The sequence below is a fragment of the Pseudochelatococcus lubricantis genome (genome assembly GCF_011762225.1).
Classification (GTDB): domain Bacteria; phylum Pseudomonadota; class Alphaproteobacteria; order Rhizobiales; family Beijerinckiaceae; genus Pseudochelatococcus; species Pseudochelatococcus lubricantis.
This window is the reverse complement of record NZ_JAASQI010000004.1, coordinates 344579-369444: the sequence shown is the minus strand read 5'-3', so window position 1 is coordinate 369444 and position 24866 is coordinate 344579. Positions and strand designations below refer to the sequence as shown.

Here is a 24866-nt window from a genome sequence, read left to right as displayed (position 1 = left end):
CCGCGTTTCCGTTCCGCCGTCCGCCCACCGTTGTGTGTCGTCCGTGCTCGTCGCCGGTCTGCTGGGCATGGGCCTCACGCTGCTCGCCACCGGCGCGGCGCGGGCGGATCTGCGAATCTGCAACATGACCACGAGCCGCATCGGCGTCGCACTCGGATACCGCGACGGCCGCGGATGGCTGACGGAGGGGTGGTGGAACCTCGGCGTGCGCGATTGCGAGACGCTGGTGAGCGGCCCGCTCGCCGCCCGCTATTACTACATCCACGCCGTCGACTACGACCGTGGCGGCGAATGGTCCGGCAAGTCGCTGATGTGCACGCGCGAGAAGGAATTCACCATTCGCGGCGTTGAGGATTGCCTGGCGCGGGGGTTCGACCGCACCGGCTTCTTCGAGGTCGACACCGGCCAGCAGAAAAGCTGGACGATCCAGCTCACGGAGCAGAATCAACAGAGGGAGTAATACGGATGAAACGCGCCAGGCGCACTAAGATCGTCGCCACGCTCGGCCCCGCGTCGAACGGAGAGGAAATGATCGCGCGCCTTTTCGAGGCGGGCGTGGATGTGTTCCGCATCAACATGAGCCACACGTCGCATGAGGCGCTGCGCGAGCGGGTCGCGGCCATCCGGGAGGTCGAGGCGCGGTTCGGCCGGCCGATCGGCATCCTTGTCGACCTGCAGGGCCCGAAGTTGCGCGTCGGCCTCTTCGCCGACGAGCGGGTGATGCTCGACACCGGCGCGGAATTCGTGCTCGACAGCAGCAAGCGTCCGGGCGACGCGACGCGCGTCTGCCTGCCGCATCCGGAAATCCTGCAGGCGCTGGCGCCCGGCGACGCCATCCTCATCGACGACGGCAAGGTGCGGCTGGAGACGACCGCGGTCACGCGGACACGCGGCAAGGTGACGGCCAGGACGCGGGTCATCGTCGGCGGCAGCGTGTCGAACCGCAAGGGCGTGAGCCTTCCGGACACCACGATCCCTGTTTCCGCCATGACGGAAAAGGACCTCGCCGATATCGAGGCGGCGGTGGCGCTGGGCGTGGACTGGATCGCGCTGTCCTTCGTCCAGCGGCCGGAGGACATCGCCGACGTGCGCAAGATCGCCAAGGGGCGCGCACTGGTCATGGCCAAGATCGAAAAGCCGCAGGCCGTGATGCATCTCGACGAGATCATGGAGGCCGCGGACGGGTTGATGGTGGCGCGCGGTGATCTCGGCGTCGAGATGCCGCTCGAAAAGGTGCCCGGCATCCAGAAGCGCATTACCCGCGCGGCGCGTGCGCTCGGGAAGCCCGTCGTCGTGGCGACGCAGATGCTCGAATCCATGATCTCGGCGCCGGTGCCGACGCGCGCCGAGGTGTCGGACGTGGCGACTGCCGTCTTCGAGGGCGCGGACGCCGTGATGCTGTCGGCGGAGAGCGCCGCCGGCCGCTATCCGCTGGAGGCGGTCGCCACGATGGATCGCATCGCCGTCGAGGTCGAGAGCGACGGCAACTATCCTCTCATCATCAACGGCCAGCGGGCGGAGCCGGAGGCGACGACCGCCGACGCCATCGCTGCCGGCGCGCGCTCCATGGCGGAGACGCTCCGGCTGCCCGCCATCGTGGCGTGGAGCTTTTCGGGCGCGACGGGCCTGCGCATCGCGCGTGAGCGGCCGCTCACATCCGTGCTGGCGTTGACGCCCAACGTGGAAACCGCGCGCCGTCTGACGCTGGCCTGGGGCGTTCATCCCATCGTGACGGCGGACGCGCGCGACGTCGACGACATGGCGCGGCGCGCCTGCGAGATCAGCGTTGCGGAAGGGTTCACGCAGCCCGGACAGCGCATTGCCGTCGTCGCCGGCGTACCTTTCGGCCGTCCGGGGGCGACCAACACCATCCGCATCGCCTCGACCGGCAGCGGGCGCTGAAGGCGCGCCCCGCCCGGCCTTGCGAAAGAACATCCGGGTCTTTGGCAAGTATTGATTCGCCGCAATGTGGATTGCCCGGCTAAATATAGTGGCCGGGTCCGGTTTTGCCGGTTGTACCGTGGCGCCAGACAGATTTAATTTTTATTCTCTGTGGAATGCCTGTATGTAGCGCCGAAGAGAACCGGAAGGGCATCGACTGATGAGCGCACTCTCGATCCACTATGATAGAGTTCTGTCGATTGTCGGAGAGGTTGTGCGCATTGCCTTGCCGTCCGCCGCCGTCGGTGAGGACCCCGACGGGCCTCGCTACGGCGATCTGGCTGTCATCAGCGAGGACGAGGGCGGAATAGCCGGCGGGGCGCGTCTGGCGCAGGTGGTGCGGCTGGATGCGGGCGAGGTGTCGCTGCAGGTGTTCGGCGGCACTCAGGGGCTTTCCACGCGCTCGAAGGCGCGGTTCCTCGGGCACGCGCCGCGGGTGGCGTTTTCGGGCAACATCCTCGGCCGCGTCTTCTCCGGTGACGGGCGCGTGTCGGATGGCGGTCCCTCGCTCGGCTACGAGCCGCAGGTCGAGATCGGCGGGCCGTCGGTCAATCCGGCGCGGCGCGCGCTCGCCTCGCGGATGATCCGCACGGACGTGCCGATGATCGACGTGTTCAACTGCCTGGTCGAAAGCCAGAAGATCCCGATCTTCTCGCGGGCGGGGGAGCCTTACGACGCGCTGCTCGCGCGCATCGGCGTGCAGGCGGATGCCGACATCGTGGTGTTCGGCGGGTTGGGGCTCACCTTCGACGACTATTGGCGCTTTCGCTCCACGTTCGAGGATGCGGGCGTGTTCTCGCGCACGGTCATGTTCGTCAACCAGGCCGCCGACCCGCCGCTCGAACGCCTGCTCGTGCCGGACATGGCGCTGGCCGTGGCCGAGAAGTTCGCCGTCGAGGAAAAGAAGCGCGTGCTCGTGCTGCTCACCGACATGACCGCCTTCGCCGATGCGCTCAAGGAGGTGGGCGTGGCGATGGAGCGCGTGCCATCCAACCGCGGCTATCTGGGCGACCTCTATTCGCAGCTCGCGCGCCGCTACGAGAAGGCCGCCGTCTTCCACGGCGCCGGATCGGTGACGATCCTGACCGTTACCACGATGCCGGGCGGCGATGTCACCCATCCGGTGCCCGACAACACGGGCTATATCACGGAAGGCCAGTTCTACCTGCACGACGGTGTCATCGACCCGTTCGGCTCGCTGTCGCGCCTCAAGCAGCACGTCATCGGCAAGGAAACGCGCGAGGACCATTCGGCGGTGATGAACACCATGATCCGCCTCTATGCCGGCGCGCGGGAGGCCGAGCGCAAGCAGGCGATGGCGTTCGAACTTTCGGATTACGACGAGCGGCTGGTGCGGTTCGGCGGCCTGTTCAAGGAACGGTTCATGGACATCTCCGCCTCGCTCACGCTGGAGCAGGCGCTCGATCTCGGCTGGCGCACCATGGCCGAGTGCTTCTCGCCGGAAGAGCTGCTGATACGCCAGAATCTTCTTGACAAATACTATCCGCAAGCCGCCTGAGGGAGTCCCGGCCCATGGCGCAAATTCCCCTCAGCAAGGCGCAGCTGGCGCGTGAGAAGGACAGTCTCGCGGCGAGCCGCCGTTTCCTGCCCGCGCTCGATCTCAAGCGCCAGCAACTGATGGCCGAGCGCAACAAGGCGCGCGCCGCCAGCCGCGAGACGCGGGCGGCGGCCGAGCGGGCCGTGGTCGAGGCCGGCGCCGCCATCCCCATGCTGGCGGACCGGCGCATTGACCTGAAAGGGCTGGTGAAGGTCGAAGCCGTGCGCATCGGCGAAAGGAACGTCGCCGGCGTCCGGCTGCCCGTGGTCGAGGACATCACGATCACGATCCGCCCCTACGGCCGCTTCGCCCGTCCGCACTGGGTGGACGACGCGGTGCGCCGGCTGGCGGAGGCGGCGCGGCTGCGCATCGAGGCGGAGGTCGCCGAGCGCGGCGTCGCGCTGCTCGACAAGGCGGTGACACGCACAACGCAGCGCGTCAACCTTTTCGACAAGATATTGATACCGCAGGCGGAAAAGAACATCCGCCGCATTCTCGTGGCGGTGGGCGACAACGAGCGGGCCGCGGTCGTCGGCGCCAAGCTCGCCAAGAAAAAGCGCGAGGAACACAAGTTCGGGGGCGCGACTGGCGGCAGCGACGGGGAGGGCGGCGTATGAGCATCGTCCCCATGCGCCGTATCACCCTTTGCGGGCTGGTCGGCGAGAAGGAAGCGATCTTCGCCGGCTTGCAGGACCTCGGCGTCGTGCATCTCATTCCGCTGCGCCAGCCGGGCACGCTCGCGCCGGAGGACCCGGTGCTTCGCCGGCGTACGGAAACGGCGTTTCGCCATCTTGAGGAAGCGCCTTACAAGCTGCGCCCGTTCCGGCCCACGACCGATCTCGACCAGGCGGCGGTGGTCGAGGAGATCGTCGCCAACCGCGCCCGCCTGCGCCAGCTGCGCGACCGCCGCGACGCGCTGGAACAGCGGATCGCCACGCTGGAGCAATGGGGCGATTTCAGCCTGCCGCCGGTCGACGACATCGGCGGCCAGCGGCTGTGGTTCTATGCCCTGCCCATCAGCGAGCGGCCGGCGCTGAAGCAGGTGGAACTGCCGTGGCAAATCGTCGGCAAGGGGCCGACGACGCTTTTCGTCGCCGTCGTCTCGCCGGATGAGCCGCCCGTCGACGTGCTGCCGGTGCCGCGCTCGCGCACGGGCAGCGTGCCGCTGGGCGACCTGCGGGTGGGGCTTGAGGACACCGAGTTCGCGATCGAGGAAGCCGAGGTCAGGCGCGCGGAACTCACCCGCTGGCGCCTCGCGCTCGGCCTGCGTCTGGCGGACGCGGCGGACAGCGACGAGCGGCGCGCCGTCGCCGAACAGACCTACGACGACGAGCAGGTCTTCGCCCTGCAGGGCTGGGTGCCCGCGGACGCCGTGGAAAAGCTGGAGGAGTTCGCGCAGCGGCGGGGGCTCGCCCTCGTCGTCGAGGAACCGTCGCCGGCCGACCGGCCGCCGACGCTGCTGCGCCCGCCCGCGCAGGTGGCGAGCGGTGCCGACCTGACCATGTTCTACACAAGTCCGGCCTATCGTAGCTGGGACCCCAGCCTGATCGTCTTCGTGTCCTTCGCCGCCTTCTTCGCCATGATCGTGGCGGATGCGGGCTATTCCGCGATCATCGCGGTGCTCGTGGCCGTATTCTGGAGCAGGCTCGGCAAGACCCCGGCGCTGAGGCGCGGCCGCGTGCTGCTGGCGACGCTTGCGTCCGTCTCCTTCGTCTACGGCCTGCTGGCCGGCTCCTGGTTCGGCCTGCATCCGCCCGCGGGCAGTCTGATGGCCCGGATCGCGGTGATCGACGTGCGCGATTTCGATGCGATGATGCACCTGTCGATCGGCATCGGCGTGCTTCATCTCACGGTGGCGCTCGGCACTGTCGCATGGGTGAATCGCGGCACGGGCAAGACGGTCACCGCGCTCGGCTGGATCGCGACCATCTGGGCGGGCTTTCTCATGTGGCTCGGCGAGGGGGAGACGGTGGCGACCTCGCTGACGTCGGTCGTGTTCCTCGGCGGTCTTGTCGCGGTTGCCGTCGGCGGGGCGATGGAGCAACCCGGGAACGATGCTGCCGGCTGGGGCAAGCGTGCGCTCTCCGGCATTCTCGCGCTCACGGGCATCACCAAGATCTTCGGCGACATCCTCAGCTATCTGCGGCTGTTTGCGCTGGGGCTCGCGAGCGCGTCGCTCGCCGCCACGTTCAATTCGCTGGCGCTGGAAATGCGCGGCGACAACCCGGGGATCGGCACGCTGCTGGCGATCATGGTGCTGGTGCTCGGCCATGGCGTCAACCTCCTGCTCGGCCTGATGAGCGGCGTGGTGCACGGCCTGCGGCTCAACTTCATCGAGTTCTTCAGTTGGGGGTTGACCGACGAAGGTTACCCCTTCCGTGCCTTCGCCAGACGGGCGGCCGCTGCGCCGTCCGTACACGCCAAATGAAAGAGGCAGTCAATGAACGAGTTCATCATCGCTCTCGGGTGGCTTGGCGTGTTCGCGCCGATGGGGCTTGGCGCGCTCGGCAGCGCCATCGGCGTGGCGCTGGCCGGGCAGGCGGCCATCGGCGCCATGCTGGAGACGGACAGCAACTACGGGCGCTATCTGGGTGTCTCCCTCATGCCGTCGTCGAACGTGATCTATGGCATCGTGGTGATGTTCTCGCTGCAGCAGCCGATCACGCCTGAAAACGGCGGGGCGCTGTTCGGCATCGGCTTCCTCACGGGTATCGTGCTGCTCTATTCCGGCATGTGGCAGGGGCGTGTGTGCGCCAGCGCCATCGCGGCCTCCAAGAACAAGCCGGAGATCTTCGGCCTGAGCCTTGCGCCGGCGGCGATCGTCGAGGGCTTCCAGGTGTTCGCTTTCGTCTTCGCGCTCGTGCTGGCGGGCAGCATCGCATCGTGATCCCGCAACGGGGAGGGGAGCCACATGGCTGAAAAGACAGGAGCGCAGCGCACGGCATCGGGCGTCGAGGCGCTGATCGCCCGCCTGCGGGATGAGGGCGTGGGTGCCGGCCGCACCGAGGCGGAGCGCATCGTCGGCGAGGCGCAGGTGCTGGCCCGCGCCACCGTCGAAGAGGCGGAGGAGCAGGCCGCCGGCATGCTGGAAAAGGCGCGCCGCGAGGCCGCCAACCTTCAGCGCGCCGGCGAGGATGCGCTGAAGGCCGCCGCCCGCGATACCGTGCTGGACCTCAAGGACTATCTCTCGCGCCGTTTCGCGGGCGACGTCGCCAAGACGGTTTCCGCCGCCATGCGCGACGAGGAGCTGCTGAAACGCATGATCCTGGCCGTCGCCGGGCGCGTGCGGGAGGAGGCGGGCGTGGACCGCTCGCAGGAAGTAGTGTTCCAGCTGCCGCGCGCAGCCGTGGGGCTCGACGAATTGCGCCGCCGGCCCGAGGAGCTGAAGGAGGGATCGCTGACGCATTTCGCCGCCGCCTCCGCCGCCGCCATGCTGCGCGAGGGCGTGACCTTCGCGCGCGCGGACGACGATGCCGGCGGGCTGCGCATCCAGCTTCTGGACAGGGGCGTCTCCGTCGATCTCACGGATCAGGCGGTGGCGGACATGATCCTCGCCCATCTGCAGCCGCGATTCCGCGCGCTGCTGGAAGGCGTCGTGAAATGAACGGGTCGCGGGCGGACCCCTACGTCATGCTGGTGGCGAGCCTGCCCGATCTTGGCGGGTTCCTGGAGGCGCAATCCCCGCCGATAAACTGGCTTCAGATCGAGGAGCGGCTGGCGATACTGACGCCGCAGGACCGGGCGCAGCTGGAGGCCATGGCCGGCATCATCGCGTGGGAGCGCATCCAGGCGGAGGACGAGGACGCGACCGTGCTTGCGCGCGCGGAGCAGGTGGTCGCCTCGCTGGAGAGCGAAGTTCTTCGCGATCTGGTACGTGACAGGCTGGAAATCCGCACCGTCATCGCCGCCCTGCGCCGCCGGCACGCCGGGGAGGATGCGCCCGCCGCCCATGTGCGCTGGGGCTACGGCCGCTTCGTGAACACGATCCGCGCCAACTGGAGCGACCCGGCTTTCGGCATCGCGCGCGCCTTTCCGTGGGTGGGGCTGGCGCGCGAGAAGCTGGAGAGCGGCGACACCGCCGGCCTCGAACGGGTGATCCTGCAGGCGGTGTGGACCGCGGCCGGGCGTTACGCGGATGCGCATTCCTTCGATATCGAAGCCGTCGCCATCTATCTGCTGCGTTGGGCCATCGTGAACAACTGGGCGCAATACGACACCGCCGCCGCCACATCGCGCTTCACCCGCCTGCTCGACGAGGCGCTCGACGACGCCCTTCCCAACCGCGAGGCCGTGACATGACCGGACCAGTTTCCGCCGACAGCTCATCCCGCGTCGCGACGCCGACGGCGACCGTGGTCGCGGTGCAGGAGGACATCATCCGCCTGCGGCTGAACGACCCCGACGAGGGCCGCCTGGTGAAGAACGAGGTGATCTACATCCGTCCCGCCCGCGCGCCTGACCAGCGGCTGAAGGGCGAGGTGCTGCGCGTGCAGGGCGACACCGCCGACGCGCAGGTGTTCGAGAGCACGGTCGGCGTCGGCCTCGGCGACCCCGTTGAGCAGACTGGCCGCCAGTTGTCGATCCGCCTCGGCCCCGGCCTGCTGGGACAGGTCTACGACGGCCTCCAGAATCCGCTGGAAGGGCTGGCGGCAGGGCATGGCGTGTTCCTGCCGCGCGGCGTCGAGGTGCCGGGCCTCGACAGGGTAGCGAAATGGGCCTTCACCGCCACGCGGCGGGTCGGCGACAGGGTGAAGGCGGGCGACGTGCTCGGCCTCGTGCCGGAAGGGCCGATCACCCACAAGATCATGGTGCCGTTCGGCCTCGACGAGACGGTGACGATCGACTGGATCCGCGACGGCTCCATGACCATCGACGAACCGCTCGCGCGCCTCAAGGCGGATTCGGGCGCGAGCCGCACCATCACCATGGAGCAGGAGTGGCCCGTGCGCGAGGCGCTGCCGCGCCGGCTGCTGGCGAAGGGCTATTCCACCCGTCTCTATCCGCACGAGCCGATGGTGACGACCCAGCGCATCATCGACGCCTTCTTCCCCGTCGTGCAGGGCGGGGCGGCCTGCATCCCCGGCCCGTTCGGCGCGGGCAAGACGGTGCTGCTCAACCTCCTCGCCCGCCATTCCGATGTCGACGTGGTCATTCTCGTCGCCTGCGGCGAGCGCGCCGGCGAGGTCGTGGAGACGATCACCGAGTTTCCGCAGCTCACCGACCCGCGCACCGGCAACTCGCTGATGGACCGCACGGTGATCGTGTGCAACACGTCGTCGATGCCGGTCGCCTCGCGCGAGGCCTCGATCTACACAGGCATTACTATCGGCGAGTACTACCGCCAGATGGGCCTGCGCACCCTGATGATCGCCGACAGTTCGTCGCGCTGGGCTCAGGCCATGCGCGAGATTTCCGGGCGTCTGGAGGAAATCCCCGGCGAGGAAGCCTTCCCCGCCTATCTCGACAGCGCGATCAAGGGCGTCTATGAGCGCGCCGGCGTGCTCGCCACCAACGACGGCGACAAGGGGGCGCTGACCATCATCGGCGCGGTGTCGCCCGCGGGCGGCAATTTCGAGGAGCCGGTGACGCAGTCGACGCTCGCCGCCGTCAAGTGCTTTCTCGGCCTGTCCTACGACCGCGCCTACAAGCGCTTCTATCCGGCCATCGACCCGTTGCAGTCGTGGTCGCGCTACCGGCAGCAGCTCGAAGGCTGGTACACGGAGCACATGGGCGCCGGCTGGAGCGGGCAGGTGACCGAACTCATCGAACTGCTGCGGCGCGGCGACGAGATCGCCCGCATGGAGCAGGTGGCGGGCGAGGAGGGCATCAGCACCGACGACTTCGTCACCGCCGAGGCGGCGCGCTTCGTCGACATGGTATTCCTCCAGCAGGACGCCTTCGACCCGATTGACTCCTCGGCCTCGCCGGAGCGGCAGAAGGAGCTGTTCTCGCTCGTCTACTCCGTCGCCACCCGCCCCTACGGCTTCGAGGACAAGGACGCGGTGCGCCGCCATTTCACGAAGCTTACCGGCCTGTTCAAGAACTACAACTACGCCGCGCCCGGATCCAACGAGGCCACGCGCCTGCTCGACGAAATCGCGAAGCTCGACGCCGCCGCGCCGGTTAGTTGACGCCTAAAGCGCGTTCCGATCAGATGCTTCCATCTGATCGGAACGCGCTTTAACATGAAGAAATTTTCCCGGCTCAATAACAAGAAAGGGGGGAGAACCGTGTTCGATTCAGTCAGGCTGGAACACAAGCTGGGCAAGGAGGAGTTCAAGGAAATCGAGGCGCAGCTTCGTAACGAGCTGCTCGATGCCCAGCGGGAGATGCAGGAGCGCGGCACCCACAGCATCATGATCCTGATCAACGGCGCCGACGGCGCCGGGAAGGGCGAAGTGCTGAACCGGCTCTACGAGTGGCTCGATCCGCGCTATCTCGAAACGATCGGCATCGATATCCGCGACAAAACCAATAACGACTGGCCGAAGGAATGGTACTACTGGCGCGGCGTGCCGGCCAAGGGGCGCGTCGCCGCCGTGCTGGGCTCGTGGTATCATTTGATGTTGCGCGAGCGGGCGCTCGGCCATCTGAACCGCGAGGGTTTTCTCGGCTCCGTGGCGGTGGCGCGCGAGCATGAGACCATGCTGGGCCATGAAGGAGTCCGCGTGCTCAAGCTGTGGCTGCACCTCAATCCGGATGAGGCCGAGCGGCGCTATCGCAAGGCGCGCGGCAAAAGCGGCTTCGGCCACCCGCTGGTGCAGGAATGGGCGGACGTGCCGGCCGCCCACAACAAGAAGCGCCTGCATGAGGCCGCGAAGGAAGTGGCCCAGCTCGTCTCGCCGGATGCGGTGCCGTGGGTCGTCGTGCCCGCCGCCGACGCCCGCTACCGCGACGTTGCCGTCGGCCGGGCGCTGCTGGCCCTCATGCGCGCAACTTTCGCGGCCGCCGAACCGAAGGCTCCGGCCGAGGCGACGCCGGGGGCCGGGGTGCTCTCCCCGGTCGCCACACGGCCGCTGCCGCGCCCATCGATCGTCGGCGCCATCGATCTGACGAAGACCGTCGATCCGAAGGACTACAAGCACCGCCTCAGGGAGGATCAGCGCCGCATCTTCGAGCTGACCTCGTCCGAGGCGTTCCGCAAACGCGGCCTCGTCTGTGTGTTCGAGGGCAACGACGCTGCCGGCAAGGGCGGCTGCATCCGCCGCCTCCGGCAGGCGCTCGACCCGCGCGACTTCCGCGTGCACGCCGTCGCCGCTCCGTCCGACGAGGAACTCGCCCGTCCCTATCTCTGGCGATTCTGGCGCAACATCCCGCGCAGAGGCAGGACGGCTGTTTTCGACCGTAGCTGGTATGGCCGCGTGCTCGTGGAGCGCGTCGAGGGCTTTGCCTCGGTCGCGGACTGGACGCGCGCCTACGGGGAGATCAACGCCTTCGAGCGCCAGTTGACGCGCAACGGCTATATCGTCCTCAAGTTCTGGCTGGCGATCAGCCCGGAAGAGCAGCTTCGCCGCTTCGAGGAGCGTGCGGACACGCCCTACAAGCAGTTCAAGATCACGGATGAGGACTGGCGCAACCGCGAGAAGTGGGATCTTTACGAGGAAGCCGTCACCGACATGGTGGACCGCACATCCACGCCGCTCGCGCCATGGACGCTGGTGCCCGCCGTCGACAAGCGCTACGCACGTGTCACAGTGCTGAACACGGTCGCCGATCGCCTGGAACTCGCCCTGTCGTAGCGTTCCGGGTCAAAGAAGGACGGGTGGCAAGACGCGGTCACGGTCGGCCAGCAGGCGCGCCGTGGCGGCGTTCGCCTCGCCGGCCGCTTCCAGCAGGAGACCAATGTCGAGAGCCGAGCGCCCGGCGAGCGCGGCGACGAGGCCGGCGGCGAAGCAGTCGCCCGCACCGGTCATGTCCGGCAGGTCGAGGCGGCGCGGCACGGGGGCGAGGGCTTCGCTCCGGCCGTCCGTGACCGTGACCGGGCCTGGCCCGTCCGTCAGCACGAGCCACTCCGCCCGCCCGCCGGTGACCCTCTCCGCCGCCGGCCACAGGTCGGACGCGGCACGCGGCGCGAGGTCCGCCCGCGATCCCACCACGACGGTCGCGGGCATTGGCATGGCCTGTGACAGGGGAAACTGCGCCACGACCAGCGGCAGGCTTTCGAGCGCCGCGAGGCCGGCTTCGTCATAGGCCCGCGCGTTGATGTAGGCTGCGTCGAAATCCGCGTTCGCCGGCACCGGTATCGCGGGGCGGACGTGGCTGGCGGAGAAGACGATCGTCCGTTCGCCCTCTGGATCGAGAAGGATTTCCACAAGCTGCGTCTCACCCGCGACGAGCCGGACATGGCGCGTATCGATGCCCAGCCGGCGCAGCGCGGCGATGGCCGCGTGCCCGCCGGCGTCGTCCGTCAGCGCCGTGGCCAGTACGACGTCATGACCGAGGTTGCGCAGTGCGCTGGCTGTGTTGAAGCCGCCACCACCGAGCCGTGTTTCCCGCGTCTGCCAGTGGAGGCGCGCGCCGGACACGAGCGGCCTGTCGAGCCGCCACACCCGGTCGTGATGGACATGTCCCAAAACGAGTATTCTGGCCATTGCATGCCGCTCGCCGGTCGCGTCGCGATTTTGCGTCCGGATGCCATGCCGGCAGGGCACCCGGGTGCAAGATACAGAACCCGGCGCGGGGAAGCGAGGGACCGGGAGGGCTTTTCGGCGAGGCACCCTCCCGATCCCGCTGTTTTCCGCCTCAGGCCGCGCCGCCCTTCGCGAGCGCCTGCTCGCGAATCTGGCTCAGGCTCTGGCGCGGTGTCAGCGCCTCGGGATCGATGCGGATTTCGATCAGCGCGGGCTTGCCGGACTGTTCGGCGCGTTCGAAAGCGGGGGCGAAGGCGGCGGTGTCCTCCACCGTTTCGCCGTGCAGGCCGTAGGCCCGGGCAAGGGCCGCGAAATCCGGGTTGGTGAGCTGCGTTCCGGAGACGCGCCCGGGATAGTGGCGCTCCTGATGCATGCGGATGGTGCCGTACATGCCGTTGTTGATGACGAGCACGATGATGCGCGCGTCGTATTGCGCCGCCGTCGCCAGCTCCTGCCCGTTCATCAGGAAGCAGCCGTCGCCGGCGAAGGCGACCACCGTCCGCGCGCGGTCGGTGAGCTTGGCGGCGATGGCCGCCGGCACGCCATAGCCCATGGAGCCGTTCGTCGGCCCGAGCTGCGTGCGGTAGGTGCGGTACTGGTAGAAACGATGTGCCCAGGACGAGTAGTTCCCGGCGCCCGTCGTCAGGATGGCGTCGGCGGGCAGGTGCGCGCGCAGCCACGCCATGATGTCACCCATCTGCACGTTGCCGGGAACGCGCGGATGCGCGAGGTTGTCCAGATAGTCCGCGTTCGCCCCCCGCAGCCACGCCTCCCGGTATGACCAGTCGACGGGCGCGAGCGCCGCCACGCGCCGGGCGAAGGCGCCGACGCTGGCGTTGATGGCAAGCGTCGGGTGATAGACGCGCCCCAGTTCCTCCGCGCCCGGATGCACGTGCACCAGCGGCTGGCGGGGCACCGGAATGTCGAGCAGCGTGTAGCCGCCCGTCGTCATCTCGCCGAGGCGGGCGCCGACGGCGATCAGCAGGTCGCTGTTCCTGACCCGCTCAAGAAGCCCGGGTCCGGCCGCGATGCCGAGGTCGCCCGCGTAGTGCGGATGCGTGTTGTCGAAGAGGTCCTGACAGCGGAAGGAGGCCGCGACCGGCAGGCCCGCCCCCTCGCTGAAGGCACGGATGTCGGCGACGGACTGCTGCGACCACCCGCCGCCGCCCACGACGACGAGGGGGCGCTGCGCCTGTTGCAGGTGTCCGTGCAACTCCTGCAACTGGTCGGGACCGGGATGGATTTCGGTGCGGACATAGGCGGGCGCGTCGCGCGCTTCCGCGAGATCCGTCAGCATGTCCTCGGGCAGCGCGACCACGACGGGGCCGGGGCGCCCGTTGACCGCCCGGTGGAACGCCTGGCTCACGAGTTCCGGAATCCGCTCGGCGGCGTCGATCTCCACCACCCATTTCGCCAGATGCCCGAACATGTGGCGGTAGTCGATCTCCTGAAACGCCTCCCGTTCGGCCTGATCGCGCGCGACCTGACCGATGAAGAGGATGAGCGGCGTCGAGTCCTGAAAGGCGGTGTGGACGCCGATGGAGGCGTTCGTCGCGCCCGGCCCGCGGGTGACGAAGCAGATGCCGGGCTTGCCCGTCAGCTTTCCGTAGGCCTCCGCCATGTAGCACGCGCCGCCCTCCTGCCGGCAGACGATCAGCTCGATGGCGTCGCGCGCGTCATGGAGGGCATCGAGCACGGCCAGATAGCTTTCCCCCGGCACGCAGAATGCGCGGTCCACCCCGTGAATGCGCAACGCATCGACGAGTATCTGCCCGCCGTTGCGCTTCCCTTTCGTTATGTTCATTGTACTGAAATCCCGAGATTGAGCGGAAACGACCTGGCCGTCCCGTCAGCGGTTGGCGTGAAAGCGGTTGAGAAAGCTCCGGAGCCGCTCGTTTTTCGGATGGTGCAGGATTTCGTCCGGCGTGCCAATTTCCGCCATGACGCCGTTGTTCATGAATCCGACGCGGGTGGAGACATCCGCCGCGAAGCCCATTTCGTGCGTGACGAGGATCATGGTCATGCCGTCGCGGGCGAGGTCGCTGATGACGCCCAGCACCTCTCCCACCAGTTCGGGGTCGAGCGCCGAGGTCGGCTCGTCGAACAGCATGATATCGGGCTTCATGGCGAGGGCGCGGGCAATGGCCACGCGCTGCTTCTGCCCGCCCGAAAGCTTGGAGGGAAAGACGTCCGCCTTGTCGGCGAGCCCCACCTTCGACAGCAGGTCGAGCGCGTGTTCGCGCGCCTCGCCGATCGGGATGCCCTTCGCCTGAACCGGCCCCTCGATGATGTTATCGATCACCTTCATGTGCGGAAACAGGTTGAAGTGCTGGAAAACCATGCCGACATCGCGGCGCAGCGCGACGAGTTCGCGGTCGCGCGGCGGCGCGCCGGTCTGCGAAAAGCCGAAGCGGCGGCCGTTGATCTCCAGAAAGCCGTCCTGCGGCGTCTCCAGCAGGTTCATGCAGCGCAGGAACGTCGATTTGCCCGAGCCGCTCGCGCCGATGAGCGTGACCACCTCGCCGGGCGCGACCTTGAGCGACGCCCCCTTGAGAACGTGCAGGTTGCCGAAGGACTTGTGGATGCCCTCGGCGACGAGAATGGGCCGTTGCTGACCGTTCATTTGTGCGCTCCCATTCTGGCTTCGATGCGGTCCGCGACGAGCGTCAGCGGAAACAGGACGGCGAAGTAGAGCACGGCGATGACCGTATAGACCTCCAGCGGGCGGTAGCTCGCCGCCGTGATGACCGAGCCCTGATAGAGCAGGTCGCTCACCGCGACGACGGATACCAGCGATGTGTTCTTGAGCTGCAGGACCGTCTGGTTGATCAGGGAGGGGATCATCACCTGTACGGCCTGCGGCAGGATGATGCGCCGGAAAATTTTTCCCCGGCGCATGCCGATGGCCCTACCGGCCTCCCACTGTCCCTTGTCGACGGCCAGGATGCCGCCACGGAAGATTTCGGCATAGAACGAACCCGCATAGAGCGAGAGCGTGATGAAACAGGCCGTGGCCGCGGACATGTCCACGCCGATCAGCACCGGCAGCGCGTAATAGACCCACACGAGCTGCACCAGCAGCGGCGTGCAGCGGAACACCTCGATGTAGGCCCTCAGCAGGATGTCCAGCCAGCGCGCGGCGTTGAGGCGCAGTATCCCGACGACGAGGCCGATGGCCGCGCCCGCGGCGACCGTGACGAGCGTGTAGATGACCGTCGTGCCAAGCCCGTTCCAGATCAGCCCCCAATAGGGCTGAAGCGCCGAAAAATCCCATGAATACATATTGTGCGACCTGTCAGAACTGCACTTCAGGCGGCAAATCCGCAGCCGTCAGGCCAAGGATGGCGAAGCCTTCCAGCAGCCATTCCCGCGTCTGGCCGATGGAGCGGTTGTAGTCGGCCCATATGCTCAGGAAGCGGGCGAAGAACTGGTCCTTGTCCGCGCGCAGGGCGATGTTCGTGGGCAGCGTGAGAACCGGTCGCGGGAGCGCGATACCGCCCAGGTTCGGGTTCTTCTTCAGCGTGGTGAGCGCGAGCACGGTCAGCGACACGTTGCAGTCCGCCCGGCCCGTGGCGACGGCGAGGATCGCCTCGTCGCGGTTCTTGAGGCTCGATATGGTGGCCTTGGGGGCGTAGCGGCGGGCGATCAGCTCGTGGGTCGAGCCCGTATCGACGGCGATCTTCACCTCCGGCTTGTTGAGGTCCTGCCACGTCTCCGGCTTGGCGAATTTCTTGCCGGTGATCACCATGAACGAGTGGACGAGAATCGGCGTGGTGAAGTCCACGACAAGCGCACGCTCCGGCGTGGGGTTCACCGCGAAGGCGAGGTCGATCTTGTTGCCTTGCAGGTCCAGCACCTGGCTGCCCCAGGTCGATTCCACAATCTCGATGCGTGCGTTGAGCTTGCTCGCGATGTCCTTCGCCATGCTGATGCAGGCGCCGGACCATTCTCCGCTGGCGAGGTCCTTGTGGAAGTAAGGCTCCTGCCCGACGATGGCGCCGACACGCAACACCCCCGTGCTCTTGATGCGTTCGAAGGTCGAGCCGCCGGACGCCGTCTGCGCCTCCGCCGGTTTCGATGCCACGGCGGCGGCGCCAGCACCCAGCGCCAGCGCGGTCAATATGTTTCTGCGATGCATGTGAACGGTCCCTCTGTTGCTTGTTGGCCCTGAAAGCGGCCGCGTCCGGGTGTGTCCGCGCAGGCGCCGCCGTTCGCCAGCAGGAAAATTATTCCTGCATTCAGGATGAAATTCAAGTCAGTATTTTAATCGCGGAGTGTTTTCCGCATGCGAAAGAATTATCGCGCTGCCTATTTTTCAGGCACGCAGTTCGCGTGCCGTTTTTAGCCTTGTCAATGAAATTCAGGAGTGTATACAAGTCTGAGCACTAAATGGATGCGCGATCGCCGATGCGAGGGAAGCCGGCCGCGCCGCCCCGGGCACCGGGGATGGAATCACAAGATGGAGAAGGTCTTGCAGAGGGAGAAGGTCTTGCGCGCTGTATTCGTGGATGCCAACGAAACCCTGTCGGCCGTCGTTGCGCGGCGCCTGCGTCCGGGGGATCTGTCGGTCACGGTCAATCGTCAGCCCGCCATCACGCCCGCGGAGCTGCCCGGCGTGCTCGGCGATGCCGAAATCGCCATCATCGATCATACCCACCTGCCGACCGACGTCGCGCGCCAGTGCGCCGGTCTTCGCCATGTGGTGTTTCTCGGCACCGGGGCGCGCAGCTACATGAATGTGGAGGAGCTGGCGGAGGCCGGTATCGCGGTCCACACCATCAGCGGCTACGGCGACACGGCGGTGGCCGAATGCGCCATCGCGCTGATGTGGGCGGCTGCCAGAAGCTTCACGCTGATGGACCGTGAAATGCGCGCCGGCAACTGGTTGCGGACGGATGCCGTGCAGCTCACGGGCAAGACGCTGGGGCTCGTCGGCTTCGGCGGCATCGCCGCGGAGGTGGCGCGCATTGCCCTTGGCTCCGGCCTCCGGGTCGTGGCGTGGAACCGCTCGCCCAAGACCTTCCCCGGCGTCACCTTCCTGCCGCTCGACGAGGTGCTGGCGCAGGCCGATGTGCTGTCGCTGCATCTGCTGCTGAACGACGAGACGCGCGGCCTCATCTCGCGCGAGAAGATCGCCGCTCTCAAGCCGAGCGTCATTCTCGTCAATACCGCGCGTGGCGCGCTGGTGGACGAGGAGGCGCTCGTCGATGCGCTGCGATCCGGCCATGTGCGCCATGCCGGCCTCGACGTGTTCACCGTGGAGCCGCTGCCGGCCGGGCATGTGTTCACCACGCTCGACAATGTCACCCTTTCCGCCCATTCCGCTTTCCGCACGCCGGAAGCGAGCGACAACCTCATCGACGCCGCGCTCGACCATTGCCGGCGCATCGTGGGCAGCGCGGCCGCAACAACCGGGGAACCATCATGACCGACATCGTCCGCATCGACGCCAACGCCCGGCGCAGCCGCGCCTCCGCCACCGACAGCCTCGTGTTTCTCGCCGGGCAGGTGGCTGACGACCGGGACGCCGACATTACCGCGCAGGCCCGGCAGGCGTTCGCCAAGGTCGACGCGCTGCTGGCCGCGGCCGGCACCGACAAGTCGCGGGTGCTGAGCGTCACCATCTGGCTGCAGTCGCTCGACGACTACGAGGCCTTCAACGCGGTGTGGGACGCCTGGGTGACGCCGGGCGCGCAACCCTGCCGCGCCTGCGCCGTCGTGGTGCTGGCGGACCCGGCCTGGCGCGTCGAGCTGATCGTGGTGGCGTCCCACTGAACGGCGCGGCGAAGGGAGTTGCTGTCATGAGCCTATCTGCTGCGGATGGTACGGCGCATTCCGCCACGGAGTTTCGGCGGGCGAAGCGCATTGGCGCCATCAGCGTGTCGGAAATCCTGCGCATCGGCGCCACTGCCGCTCAGCGCCGGCGCGAGGGGCGGCCGGTCATCGTGCTGGGTGCCGGTGAGCCGGACTTCGACACGCCCGACAACGTCAAGGCCGCCGCCGTGCGGGCCATCGGCGCGGGTGCGACGAAATACACCATCCTCGACGGTACGCCCGAACTCAAGGCCGCAATCGCCGCCAAGTTCCGCCGCGACAACGGTCTCGACTACGCGCTGGACGAGATCACCGTCGGCGCGGGCGGGAAGCAGGTCATCCACAACGCCTTCATGGCGACGCTCGATCCCGGCGACGAGGTGATTCTCGCTGCGCCCTACTGGACGTCCTACGCGGACATGGTGACCATCGCCGAAGGTGTGCCGGTCGCGGTGCCGGGGCGGGAGGACAACGGCTTCCGCCTCGATGCCGCCGATCTGGAGCGGGCGATCACGCCGCGTACGCGCTGGCTGTTGCTGAACTCGCCATCCAACCCGAGCGGCGCGGCCTATAGCGAGGCGCAGTTGCGGCCGCTTATGGAGGTGCTCCGGCGCCATCCGCACGTCTGGCTGTTGTCCGACGACATCTACGAGCATCTGGTCTACGATGACCTGCCGTTCGTCACCGGCGCCCAGCTCGAACCCGCCCTGCGGGAGCGGACGCTGACCGTGAACGGCGTGTCGAAGGCTTATGCGATGACGGGCTGGCGTATCGGATACGGCGGCGGCCCGCGGGAGCTGATTGCGGCGATGGCTGTGGTGCAGAGTCAGAGTACGTCCAACCCCTGTTCCATCAGCCAGGCGGCGGCCGTCGAGGCGCTGACCGGGCCGCAGGACGTGCTGGCGCAACGGCGCGAGGCGTTCCGCGTGCGGCGCGATCTGGTCGTCGAGCGGCTGAACGCCATCGAGGGCATCGCCTGCCGCCGGCCCGAGGGGGCGTTCTACACCTTCGCGAGCTGCGCCGGCCTGCTGGGCCGCCACGCGCCGGACGGCACCGCGATCGACAGCGACAGCGCCTTCTGCCGTTATCTTCTCGACTCGGTGGACGTCGCGGTGGTGCCGGGGAGCTGCTTCGGCCTGGCGCCCTATTTCCGCATTTCCTACGCGGCGTCCGAGGCGAGCCTGCGCGAGGCCTGCGATCGTATCGCCGCCGCCTGCCGGGTGCTGTCATGACGCGGCATGTCGTCGTCATCGGCGCGGGCGCGATCGGCACGATCAGCGCGCTGGAACTGCTGCGGGCAGGGCACGCGGTGACGCTCGTCGATCCGGGCGCGGCGGGAGGCGAGCAGGCGGCAAGCTACGGCAACGCCGGCTGGCTCTCCGTGCAATCGGTCCTTCCGCCGGCCGAGCCCGGCGTGTGGAAGAAGGTGCCGTCCTATCTGGCGGACCCGCTGGGGCCGCTGTCGATTCGCTGGTCGTATTTTCCCCGCATCCTGCCGTGGCTGGTGAAGTACTTGCTGTCGGGCTGGACGCCGGCGCGCGTCCATGAAACCGCCCGGGCGCTGCGGCTGCTGCTGGCGGATGCGCCACAGCTGCATGGCATGCTGGCGGCGGAGGCGGGCGTCGGCCATCTCATCGAGCACAACGGCACCCTGCACGTCTATCCGTCGCGGGCCGCGTTCGAGGCGGACGGCTTCGCCTGGTCGGTGCGGCGCGCCAACGGCATCGCGTGGCAGGAACTGTCGGGCGATGCGCTGCGCGCCGAGGAGCCGGCCCTGCCGGCGCGTTACGGCTTCGCGGCGCTGGTGCCGGATGCCGGGCGCTGCCTCGATCCGGGCGCCTATATCGCCGCCCTCGCCGCCCTCGCCGGGCAGCGCGGCGCGGTGCTGCATCGGGCGAGCGCCTCGGGCTTCCGCTTCGAGGGCGAGCGGCTTGCCGCCGTGCGCACGGACGTCGGCGAAATTCCGTGCGACGCCGCGGTCGTCGCCGCCGGCATCCGCTCGAAACCGCTCGCCGCCGCGCTTGGCGATTCGCTGCCGCTGGAGGCGGAGCGGGGTTATCACGTCACGTTCGAGGGCGCGGCGACGGGCCTGCGGCGTTCGTTCATGGCCTCTGATGTGAAGATGGTCATCAACCCCATGGCCATGGGCCTGCGGGGTGCCGGGCAAGTGGAGTTCGCCGGCGTCGGCGCCGCGCCCGACTGGAAACGCGCCGGGATTCTGCGCGACCATCTCTCCCGCCTGTTTCCGGATGCCGATGCATCGAAGGCGAAGGTGTGGGTCGGCGACCGCCCGAGCATGCCGGACGGCCGGCCCTGCATCGGCCATGCCCGGCGTTGCAACGCCGTCGTCTACGCCTTCGGCCACGGCCATGTCGGCCTCGCCGGTTCCGCGCGCACGGGCCGGCTCGTCGCGCAACTCATCGATGGACGCGAGCCGGAAATTCCGGTCGGCCCCTTCGCGCCGGGCCGCTATCTCTGAGCGCGCCGCGCCGGGGGAGCCGGATGGCTCCCCGCAGTCACGAAAAGGATCATCGCGATGAATTCCCCTTCAAGCACGCCGGCCGAGGCGCCGGGCGCACGGATTGCCCGGGGTGGCAAGGCCATTTATGGCGTGCCGCTGGGCATCCTGATGCTGGAAGCGCGCTTTCCCCGCATTTCCGGCGACATGGGCAACGGCACGACATGGCCGTTCCCGGTGCTCTACCGGGTGGTGCGCGGCGCGAGCCCGGAAAAGGTCGTGCTGAACGGCGCGGCGGGGCTGTTGCCCGATTTCGTCGAGGCGGCGCAGGACCTCGTCCGGCTGGGCGCGGAGGCGATCACCACCAACTGCGGCTTTCTCGCGCTGTTCCAGAAGGAACTGGCGGCGGCGGTCGGCGTGCCGGTCGCGACTTCCTCGCTGATGCAGGTGCCCTGGGTGCAGGCGACGCTGCCGCCGGGCAAGCGCGTCGGCGTCGTTACGGTCAGCGGATCGTCGCTGTCGCCAGCCCATCTCGCGGGCGCGGGCGTGCCGCTCGACACGCCGCTCGTCGGCACCGAGAACGGTCGCGAGTTCTTCCGGGTGCTCATCAAGGCCGAGAAGGATGATCTCGACATCGCGCTCGCCGAGGCCGACGTCGTGGACGCCGGGCGGCAGCTCGTCGCGAACAATCCGGATGTCGGCGCCATCGTTCTCGAATGCACCAACATGCCGCCCTACGCCGCCGCGTTGCAGGAGGCGGTGGGCCTCCCGGTCTATGACATCTATTCGATGATCACGTGGTTTCACGCCGGCCTGCGGCCCCGCCGCTTCTGATTCTCTCCCGCCACCTGCCGCCGCGCCGCCGTCAGCGCCGCGTGACGGCGGCGACGGGCATGTAGATCTGGGCGTAGCCTTCCTTGATGGAGGCGTTGATCTCGTCGAAGCGGCGGTCGATATGCGTTTGCAGCAGGGCGGCGCAGGCTTCCTCGTTACGCTCCTTGAGACTGAGGAGAACGGCGCGGTGTTCGGACTGCGTCTTGGAACGGTTGATGCGGTCCATGTCGATCCAGCGGACGAAGCGGATGCGCGCGTTGATGTTGCGCAGCACGCGCAGCATCTCCGCGTTGCCGGATGTCGCCATCAGCCCCTCGTGGAACTTTTCGTCGAGGGCGACGAGTTCCATCGTCGTCCGCTCCCCCGGATCGGGGCCGGTCGCATCCAGAAAGGCCAGCAGGTCGTCGATGTCCTCGTCGCGCGCCCGCTTCACCGCTAGCCGCACGGCCGCGACCTCGATCGCCTTGCGCAGTTCGTAGAGGTCGAAGATGTCGTGGGCGTCGAGTTCCCGGCAGAAGAAGCCCTTGCCGGGCGAAAAGCGCAGGAAGCCTTCCGTCTTCAGCCGGTTGAGGGCCTCGCGCAGCGGGGTGCGGCTGACGCCGAGGCGTTTCGATATGTCGCCCTCGTTCAACCGCTCGCCGGGTTTGAACTCGAACTGGATCGCCATGGATTTAAGCTGCTCATAGACCCGGTCTACGATACTGTCCGAGCCAGGCTCGCCGGTTACCATACAGAATCTCCCTGCATTCAAGCCGGAATACCATACATCGTCCGGCCATGCGGGGGAAAGGACTAAAACGGATCGCAACTGGCGCCGGGCGGCGGCCGGCGGGCAGGGGAACGACGCAGGCAGGAGATATGCAGGAATGACCACGCAAACCGGGCGCACGGCGCTCGTCGATGAACTGATCGCCATCGCAGGGCCCGGCGCGGTGCTGACCGACGCGGCGGACATGGAACCCTACGCCGTCGACTGGCGGCGGATGTTCTTCGGCACGCCGCTTTGCGTCGTGCGTCCCGCCGCCACGCAGGAGGTGGCGGACATCGTCCGCGCCTGCGCCCGCCACGGCGCGGCCGTCGTGCCGCAAGGCGGCAACACGGGTCTCGCCGGCGGCGCCACGCCCGACGGCAGCGGCGGCGAGGTGGTCCTGTCGCTCCAGCGCATGGCGTGTATCCGCGCGCTCGATCCCGTCGGCATGACCATGGAGGTAGAGGCCGGCGCCATCCTGCAGACGGTGAGGGAGGCGGCGCTGGAGCAGGGCCGCATGTTCCCGACCGGCATCGGGGCGGAAGGCTCGGCAACCATCGGCGGCATCGTCTCCACCAACGCAGGGGGTGTGAACGTTCTGCGCTACGGCATGACGCGCGCGCTGGTCCTCGGCCTTGAGGTCGTGCTGGCGGATGGCACGGTGGTGAATGGCCTGCGGCGCCTGCGCAAGGACAACGCCGGCTACGACTGGAAGCAGCTTTTCATCGGCTCGGAAGGCACGCTCGGCATCGTGACGGCCGCCGTCCTGCGGCTCGTGCCGGCGCCGCAGCACAGCGTCACCGCGTTCATCGCCGTGCCGGACATCGACGCCGCGCTCGCCTTCTACAGTCTCGCCCAGAGCCGTATCGGCGACACGCTGTCGGCTTTCGAGCTGATTTCCGCCGCGTCGGTCGGCCTGCAGGAAAAGCATTTCGGCCTCAAGAGCCCGGCCAGCGGCGGGCAATGGTTCATCCTGCTGGAGGGCGCATCCTCCCTCGCCGGGATCGGTGAGGCGGTCGAATCGCTGCTGGCGGAGGCGTTCGAGAGCGGCCTCGCCGTCGATGGCGTCGCGGCCGCCAGCCAGCAACAGGCGCGGGCGCTGTGGGAGATTCGTGAGCGCATCACCGAGGCCGAGGGCCGGGAAGGGCGCAGCGTCAAGCACGACATCTCCGTGCCTGTCACGGCCATTCCCGCCTTTCTGGCCGACGCCGGCAAGGCGCTGGAGGATCTCTCGCCGGCGCTGCGGCTCAACGTCTTCGGCCATCTCGGCGATGGCAATCTCCACTACAATGTCATGATGGCGGGGCCCGGCGACGACGGCGCGGCGATCAACCGCACCGTGCATGACGCCGTCCTGCGGCACGGCGGGTCCATCTCCGCCGAGCACGGGCTCGGGCAGTACCGCGTCGGCGAATGGCTGCGGACGAAGACGCCCGCCGAGCAGGCGCTCTCCGCCGCGCTGAAGCAGACGCTGGACCCGGCCGGGCTGCTCAATCCCGGCAAGGTGCTGCCGCGGCGGGATCGCGGCTGAGCGCTTTCCCGCGCTGGCCCGGGACGGTCCAAATTCTTCATGATATGGCGGTAAAGGCATCGCCGGGGCGCGGGTCATCCCGGGTTCCGGAATGCCGGGCGCCTGGAAGGGAGAAGACAATGGAAACAGCGCTGACCATCGCCGATCTGAAGGAACGGGCCCGCCGCAGGGTGCCGAAGATGTTCTTCGATTACGCCGATTCGGGCGCCTGGACGGAAAGCACCTATCGCGCGAACGAGGCGGACTTCGCCCGGATACGCCTGCGCCAGCGCGTGCTCGTGGACATGACGGACCGCTCGCTGGCTTCGGAAATGGCCGGCCAGCCCGTCGCCATGCCGTTGGCGCTGTCTCCCACGGGGCTGACGGGCATGCAGCACGCCGACGGCGAAATCCTCGCCGCGCAGGCGGCGGAGGCGTTCGGCGTGCCGTTCTGCCTCTCCACCATGAGCGTGTGTTCCATCGAGGCCGTCGCGGCTGCGACCACGAAGCCATTCTGGTTTCAGCTCTACGTGATGCGCGACCGCGATTTCATCGAGCGGCTGATCGACCGCGCGAAGGCCGCGAAATGCGGGGCGCTGGTGCTCACCCTCGACCTTCAGATTCTCGGCCAGCGGCACAAGGACGTGCGCAACGGCCTCTCAACGCCGCCGAAGTTCACCCCGAAGCACATCTGGCAGGTGGCGACCCGCCCGGCCTGGGCGTTCGAGATGCTGGGCACGAAGAACCGCACCTTCGGCAACATCGTCGGCCACGCGCGCAATGTCGGCGACATATCCTCGCTCTCGGCATGGACGGCGGAGCAGTTCGACCCACGGTTGTCGTGGGCGGACGTGGCGTGGATCAAGGAAAAATGGGGCGGCAAGCTCATCCTCAAGGGCATTCTCGACCCGGAGGACGCGCGGATGGCCGCTGATACCGGGGCCGACGCCATCATCGTGTCGAACCACGGTGGCCGCCAGCTCGACGGCGCGCGCTCCTCGATCTCCGCGCTGCCGGCGATCGTCGAGGCCGTGGGCGACCGTATCGAGGTGCACATGGACGGCGGCGTGCGCTCGGGGCAGGACGTGCTGAAGGCGGTCGCGCTCGGCGCGAAGGGCGTCTGGATCGGCCGGCCGTTCCTCTACGGCCTCGGCGCCGGCGGACGGGCGGGCGTGACGCGGGCGCTGGAGATCATCCGGCACGAACTCGACGTCTCGATGGCGCTGTGCGGACGGCGGGACATCCGCACCGTCGACGCGGACATCATCGACCGCGCGCCGTGATGCCGTTGCCGGCTGCGCACTTTCCCGCAACAAGCAGCCGGCATTCATGACCGACAGTTAACCTGTTGTCACCGACGCATGCTAGTGACT

23 protein-coding genes are annotated in these 24866 nt (G+C 68.0%); 17 read left to right on the top strand and 6 right to left on the bottom strand.

The window, feature by feature from the left end; translation table 11 throughout:
* The first annotated feature begins 67 nt into the window (after positions 1-67).
* The 10 genes from FHS82_RS10930 to pap all read left to right on the top strand — a co-directional run bounded on the left by FHS82_RS10930 (position 68) and on the right by pap (position 11238).
* Positions 68-460, top strand: a complete 393-nt coding sequence (locus FHS82_RS10930; protein WP_246225306.1) for a DUF1036 domain-containing protein — start codon at positions 68-70, stop codon at positions 458-460.
* Between the two features lie 5 nt (positions 461-465).
* Complete coding sequence (gene pyk / locus FHS82_RS10925) at positions 466-1902, top strand: pyruvate kinase (protein ID WP_166952372.1); 1437 nt, start codon at positions 466-468, stop codon at positions 1900-1902.
* A gap of 199 nt (positions 1903-2101) precedes the next feature.
* Positions 2102-3460, top strand: coding sequence for a V-type ATP synthase subunit B (locus FHS82_RS10920; RefSeq protein ID WP_166952369.1), 1359 nt, complete (start codon positions 2102-2104; stop codon positions 3458-3460).
* Positions 3461-3474: 14 nt separating this feature from the next.
* Positions 3475-4116, top strand: a complete 642-nt coding sequence (locus FHS82_RS10915) for a V-type ATP synthase subunit D (RefSeq protein ID WP_166952367.1) — start codon at positions 3475-3477, stop codon at positions 4114-4116.
* On the top strand, positions 4113-5927 hold the full coding sequence (locus tag FHS82_RS10910; RefSeq protein WP_166952364.1) for a V-type ATP synthase subunit I: 1815 nt from the start codon (positions 4113-4115) through the stop codon (positions 5925-5927). The genes FHS82_RS10915 and FHS82_RS10910 overlap by 4 nt, the downstream gene beginning before the upstream one ends.
* A 12-nt stretch (positions 5928-5939) precedes the next feature.
* Positions 5940-6386 carry an ATP synthase subunit C gene (locus tag FHS82_RS10905; RefSeq protein ID WP_166952361.1) on the top strand — a complete coding sequence of 149 codons (447 nt, stop codon included), beginning with the start codon at positions 5940-5942 and terminating at the stop codon, positions 6384-6386.
* A 24-nt stretch (positions 6387-6410) separates the two neighbouring features.
* Positions 6411-7103, top strand: coding sequence for a hypothetical protein (locus FHS82_RS10900; protein WP_166952357.1), 693 nt, complete (start codon positions 6411-6413; stop codon positions 7101-7103).
* Positions 7100-7798, top strand: coding sequence for a DUF2764 family protein (locus FHS82_RS10895; protein ID WP_166952354.1), 699 nt, complete (start codon positions 7100-7102; stop codon positions 7796-7798). The genes FHS82_RS10900 and FHS82_RS10895 overlap by 4 nt, the downstream gene beginning before the upstream one ends.
* The gene (locus FHS82_RS10890; RefSeq protein WP_166952351.1) at positions 7795-9630 is read left to right on the top strand and encodes a V-type ATP synthase subunit A; all 1836 of its coding nucleotides are present in this window, start codon (positions 7795-7797) and stop codon (positions 9628-9630) included. Before FHS82_RS10895 ends, FHS82_RS10890 begins: the two co-directional genes overlap by 4 nt.
* A 99-nt stretch (positions 9631-9729) precedes the next feature.
* A complete protein-coding gene (gene pap / locus FHS82_RS10885) occupies positions 9730-11238 on the top strand; it encodes a polyphosphate:AMP phosphotransferase (RefSeq protein ID WP_166952348.1) in 1509 nt (502 codons plus the stop codon).
* A gap of 9 nt (positions 11239-11247) precedes the next feature.
* Here the strand turns inward: pap and FHS82_RS10880 are convergent, their stop codons facing one another.
* The 5 genes from FHS82_RS10880 to FHS82_RS10860 form a co-directional block, all read right to left on the bottom strand.
* Complete coding sequence (locus tag FHS82_RS10880; RefSeq protein WP_166952345.1) at positions 11248-12090, bottom strand: PfkB family carbohydrate kinase; 843 nt, start codon at positions 12088-12090, stop codon at positions 11248-11250.
* 151 nt (positions 12091-12241) lie between these two features.
* Positions 12242-13933 carry a thiamine pyrophosphate-binding protein gene (locus FHS82_RS10875; RefSeq protein WP_166952342.1) on the bottom strand — a complete coding sequence of 564 codons (1692 nt, stop codon included), beginning with the start codon at positions 13931-13933 and terminating at the stop codon, positions 12242-12244.
* A 45-nt stretch (positions 13934-13978) separates the two neighbouring features.
* Complete coding sequence (locus tag FHS82_RS10870; protein WP_208394187.1) at positions 13979-14752, bottom strand: amino acid ABC transporter ATP-binding protein; 774 nt, start codon at positions 14750-14752, stop codon at positions 13979-13981.
* Entirely contained in the window at positions 14749-15411 is a 663-nt protein-coding gene (locus FHS82_RS10865) for an amino acid ABC transporter permease (RefSeq protein WP_166952339.1), read from the bottom strand. The genes FHS82_RS10870 and FHS82_RS10865 overlap by 4 nt, the downstream gene beginning before the upstream one ends.
* A 13-nt stretch (positions 15412-15424) precedes the next feature.
* Positions 15425-16267 carry a transporter substrate-binding domain-containing protein gene (locus FHS82_RS10860; RefSeq protein WP_166952336.1) on the bottom strand — a complete coding sequence of 281 codons (843 nt, stop codon included), beginning with the start codon at positions 16265-16267 and terminating at the stop codon, positions 15425-15427.
* Between the two features lie 351 nt (positions 16268-16618).
* On the opposite strand from FHS82_RS10860, the gene FHS82_RS10855 reads away from it, so the two are divergent.
* Genes FHS82_RS10855 through FHS82_RS10835 form a run of 5 tightly spaced genes read left to right on the top strand, consistent with a single transcriptional unit; the run spans position 16619 to position 21235 of the window.
* A complete protein-coding gene (locus FHS82_RS10855; RefSeq protein ID WP_166952604.1) occupies positions 16619-17557 on the top strand; it encodes an NAD(P)-dependent oxidoreductase in 939 nt (312 codons plus the stop codon).
* Entirely contained in the window at positions 17554-17904 is a 351-nt protein-coding gene (locus FHS82_RS10850) for a RidA family protein (RefSeq protein ID WP_166952333.1), read from the top strand. The genes FHS82_RS10855 and FHS82_RS10850 overlap by 4 nt, the downstream gene beginning before the upstream one ends.
* Before the next feature lie 26 nt (positions 17905-17930).
* Positions 17931-19175 (top strand): pyridoxal phosphate-dependent aminotransferase, encoded by a 1245-nt coding sequence (locus tag FHS82_RS10845; RefSeq protein ID WP_166952329.1) that lies wholly within the window; start codon positions 17931-17933, stop codon positions 19173-19175.
* Entirely contained in the window at positions 19172-20422 is a 1251-nt protein-coding gene (locus tag FHS82_RS10840) for an NAD(P)/FAD-dependent oxidoreductase (protein ID WP_166952326.1), read from the top strand. The genes FHS82_RS10845 and FHS82_RS10840 overlap by 4 nt, the downstream gene beginning before the upstream one ends.
* A gap of 57 nt (positions 20423-20479) precedes the next feature.
* A complete protein-coding gene (locus FHS82_RS10835) occupies positions 20480-21235 on the top strand; it encodes an aspartate/glutamate racemase family protein (protein ID WP_166952323.1) in 756 nt (251 codons plus the stop codon).
* 31 nt (positions 21236-21266) lie between these two features.
* Here FHS82_RS10835 and FHS82_RS10830 read toward each other — a convergent pair whose 3' ends face one another.
* Positions 21267-21965: a GntR family transcriptional regulator gene (locus FHS82_RS10830; RefSeq protein ID WP_166952320.1), complete on the bottom strand. Its 699-nt coding sequence runs from the start codon at positions 21963-21965 to the stop codon at positions 21267-21269.
* A 136-nt stretch (positions 21966-22101) separates the two neighbouring features.
* Between FHS82_RS10830 and FHS82_RS10825 the strand changes: the two genes are divergently transcribed.
* Both FHS82_RS10825 and FHS82_RS10820 read left to right on the top strand, forming a co-directional pair.
* Positions 22102-23514 (top strand): FAD-binding oxidoreductase, encoded by a 1413-nt coding sequence (locus FHS82_RS10825; protein WP_166952317.1) that lies wholly within the window; start codon positions 22102-22104, stop codon positions 23512-23514.
* Positions 23515-23633: 119 nt separating this feature from the next.
* Entirely contained in the window at positions 23634-24776 is a 1143-nt protein-coding gene (locus FHS82_RS10820; protein ID WP_166952314.1) for an alpha-hydroxy acid oxidase, read from the top strand.
* The last annotated feature ends 90 nt before the right edge of the window (positions 24777-24866 follow it).

Coding starts and splice junctions, on each gene's coding strand:
- FHS82_RS10930 (WP_246225306.1), top strand. CDS start 68: ATGGGCCTCACGCTGCTCGCCACCGGCGCGGCGCGGGCGGATCTGCGA.
- pyk (WP_166952372.1), top strand. CDS start 466: ATGAAACGCGCCAGGCGCACTAAGATCGTCGCCACGCTCGGCCCCGCG.
- FHS82_RS10830 (WP_166952320.1), bottom strand. CDS start 21,965: ATGGTAACCGGCGAGCCTGGCTCGGACAGTATCGTAGACCGGGTCTAT.
- FHS82_RS10870 (WP_208394187.1), bottom strand. CDS start 14,752: ATGAACGGTCAGCAACGGCCCATTCTCGTCGCCGAGGGCATCCACAAG.
- FHS82_RS10900 (WP_166952357.1), top strand. CDS start 6,411: ATGGCTGAAAAGACAGGAGCGCAGCGCACGGCATCGGGCGTCGAGGCG.
- FHS82_RS10910 (WP_166952364.1), top strand. CDS start 4,113: ATGAGCATCGTCCCCATGCGCCGTATCACCCTTTGCGGGCTGGTCGGC.
- FHS82_RS10920 (WP_166952369.1), top strand. CDS start 2,102: ATGAGCGCACTCTCGATCCACTATGATAGAGTTCTGTCGATTGTCGGA.
- FHS82_RS10880 (WP_166952345.1), bottom strand. CDS start 12,090: ATGGCCAGAATACTCGTTTTGGGACATGTCCATCACGACCGGGTGTGG.
- FHS82_RS10895 (WP_166952354.1), top strand. CDS start 7,100: ATGAACGGGTCGCGGGCGGACCCCTACGTCATGCTGGTGGCGAGCCTG.
- FHS82_RS10860 (WP_166952336.1), bottom strand. CDS start 16,267: ATGCATCGCAGAAACATATTGACCGCGCTGGCGCTGGGTGCTGGCGCC.
- FHS82_RS10915 (WP_166952367.1), top strand. CDS start 3,475: ATGGCGCAAATTCCCCTCAGCAAGGCGCAGCTGGCGCGTGAGAAGGAC.
- FHS82_RS10865 (WP_166952339.1), bottom strand. CDS start 15,411: ATGTATTCATGGGATTTTTCGGCGCTTCAGCCCTATTGGGGGCTGATC.
- FHS82_RS10835 (WP_166952323.1), top strand. CDS start 20,480: ATGAATTCCCCTTCAAGCACGCCGGCCGAGGCGCCGGGCGCACGGATT.
- FHS82_RS10845 (WP_166952329.1), top strand. CDS start 17,931: ATGAGCCTATCTGCTGCGGATGGTACGGCGCATTCCGCCACGGAGTTT.
- FHS82_RS10840 (WP_166952326.1), top strand. CDS start 19,172: ATGACGCGGCATGTCGTCGTCATCGGCGCGGGCGCGATCGGCACGATC.
- FHS82_RS10825 (WP_166952317.1), top strand. CDS start 22,102: ATGACCACGCAAACCGGGCGCACGGCGCTCGTCGATGAACTGATCGCC.
- FHS82_RS10820 (WP_166952314.1), top strand. CDS start 23,634: ATGGAAACAGCGCTGACCATCGCCGATCTGAAGGAACGGGCCCGCCGC.
- FHS82_RS10875 (WP_166952342.1), bottom strand. CDS start 13,933: ATGAACATAACGAAAGGGAAGCGCAACGGCGGGCAGATACTCGTCGAT.
- FHS82_RS10905 (WP_166952361.1), top strand. CDS start 5,940: ATGAACGAGTTCATCATCGCTCTCGGGTGGCTTGGCGTGTTCGCGCCG.
- FHS82_RS10850 (WP_166952333.1), top strand. CDS start 17,554: ATGACCGACATCGTCCGCATCGACGCCAACGCCCGGCGCAGCCGCGCC.
- FHS82_RS10890 (WP_166952351.1), top strand. CDS start 7,795: ATGACCGGACCAGTTTCCGCCGACAGCTCATCCCGCGTCGCGACGCCG.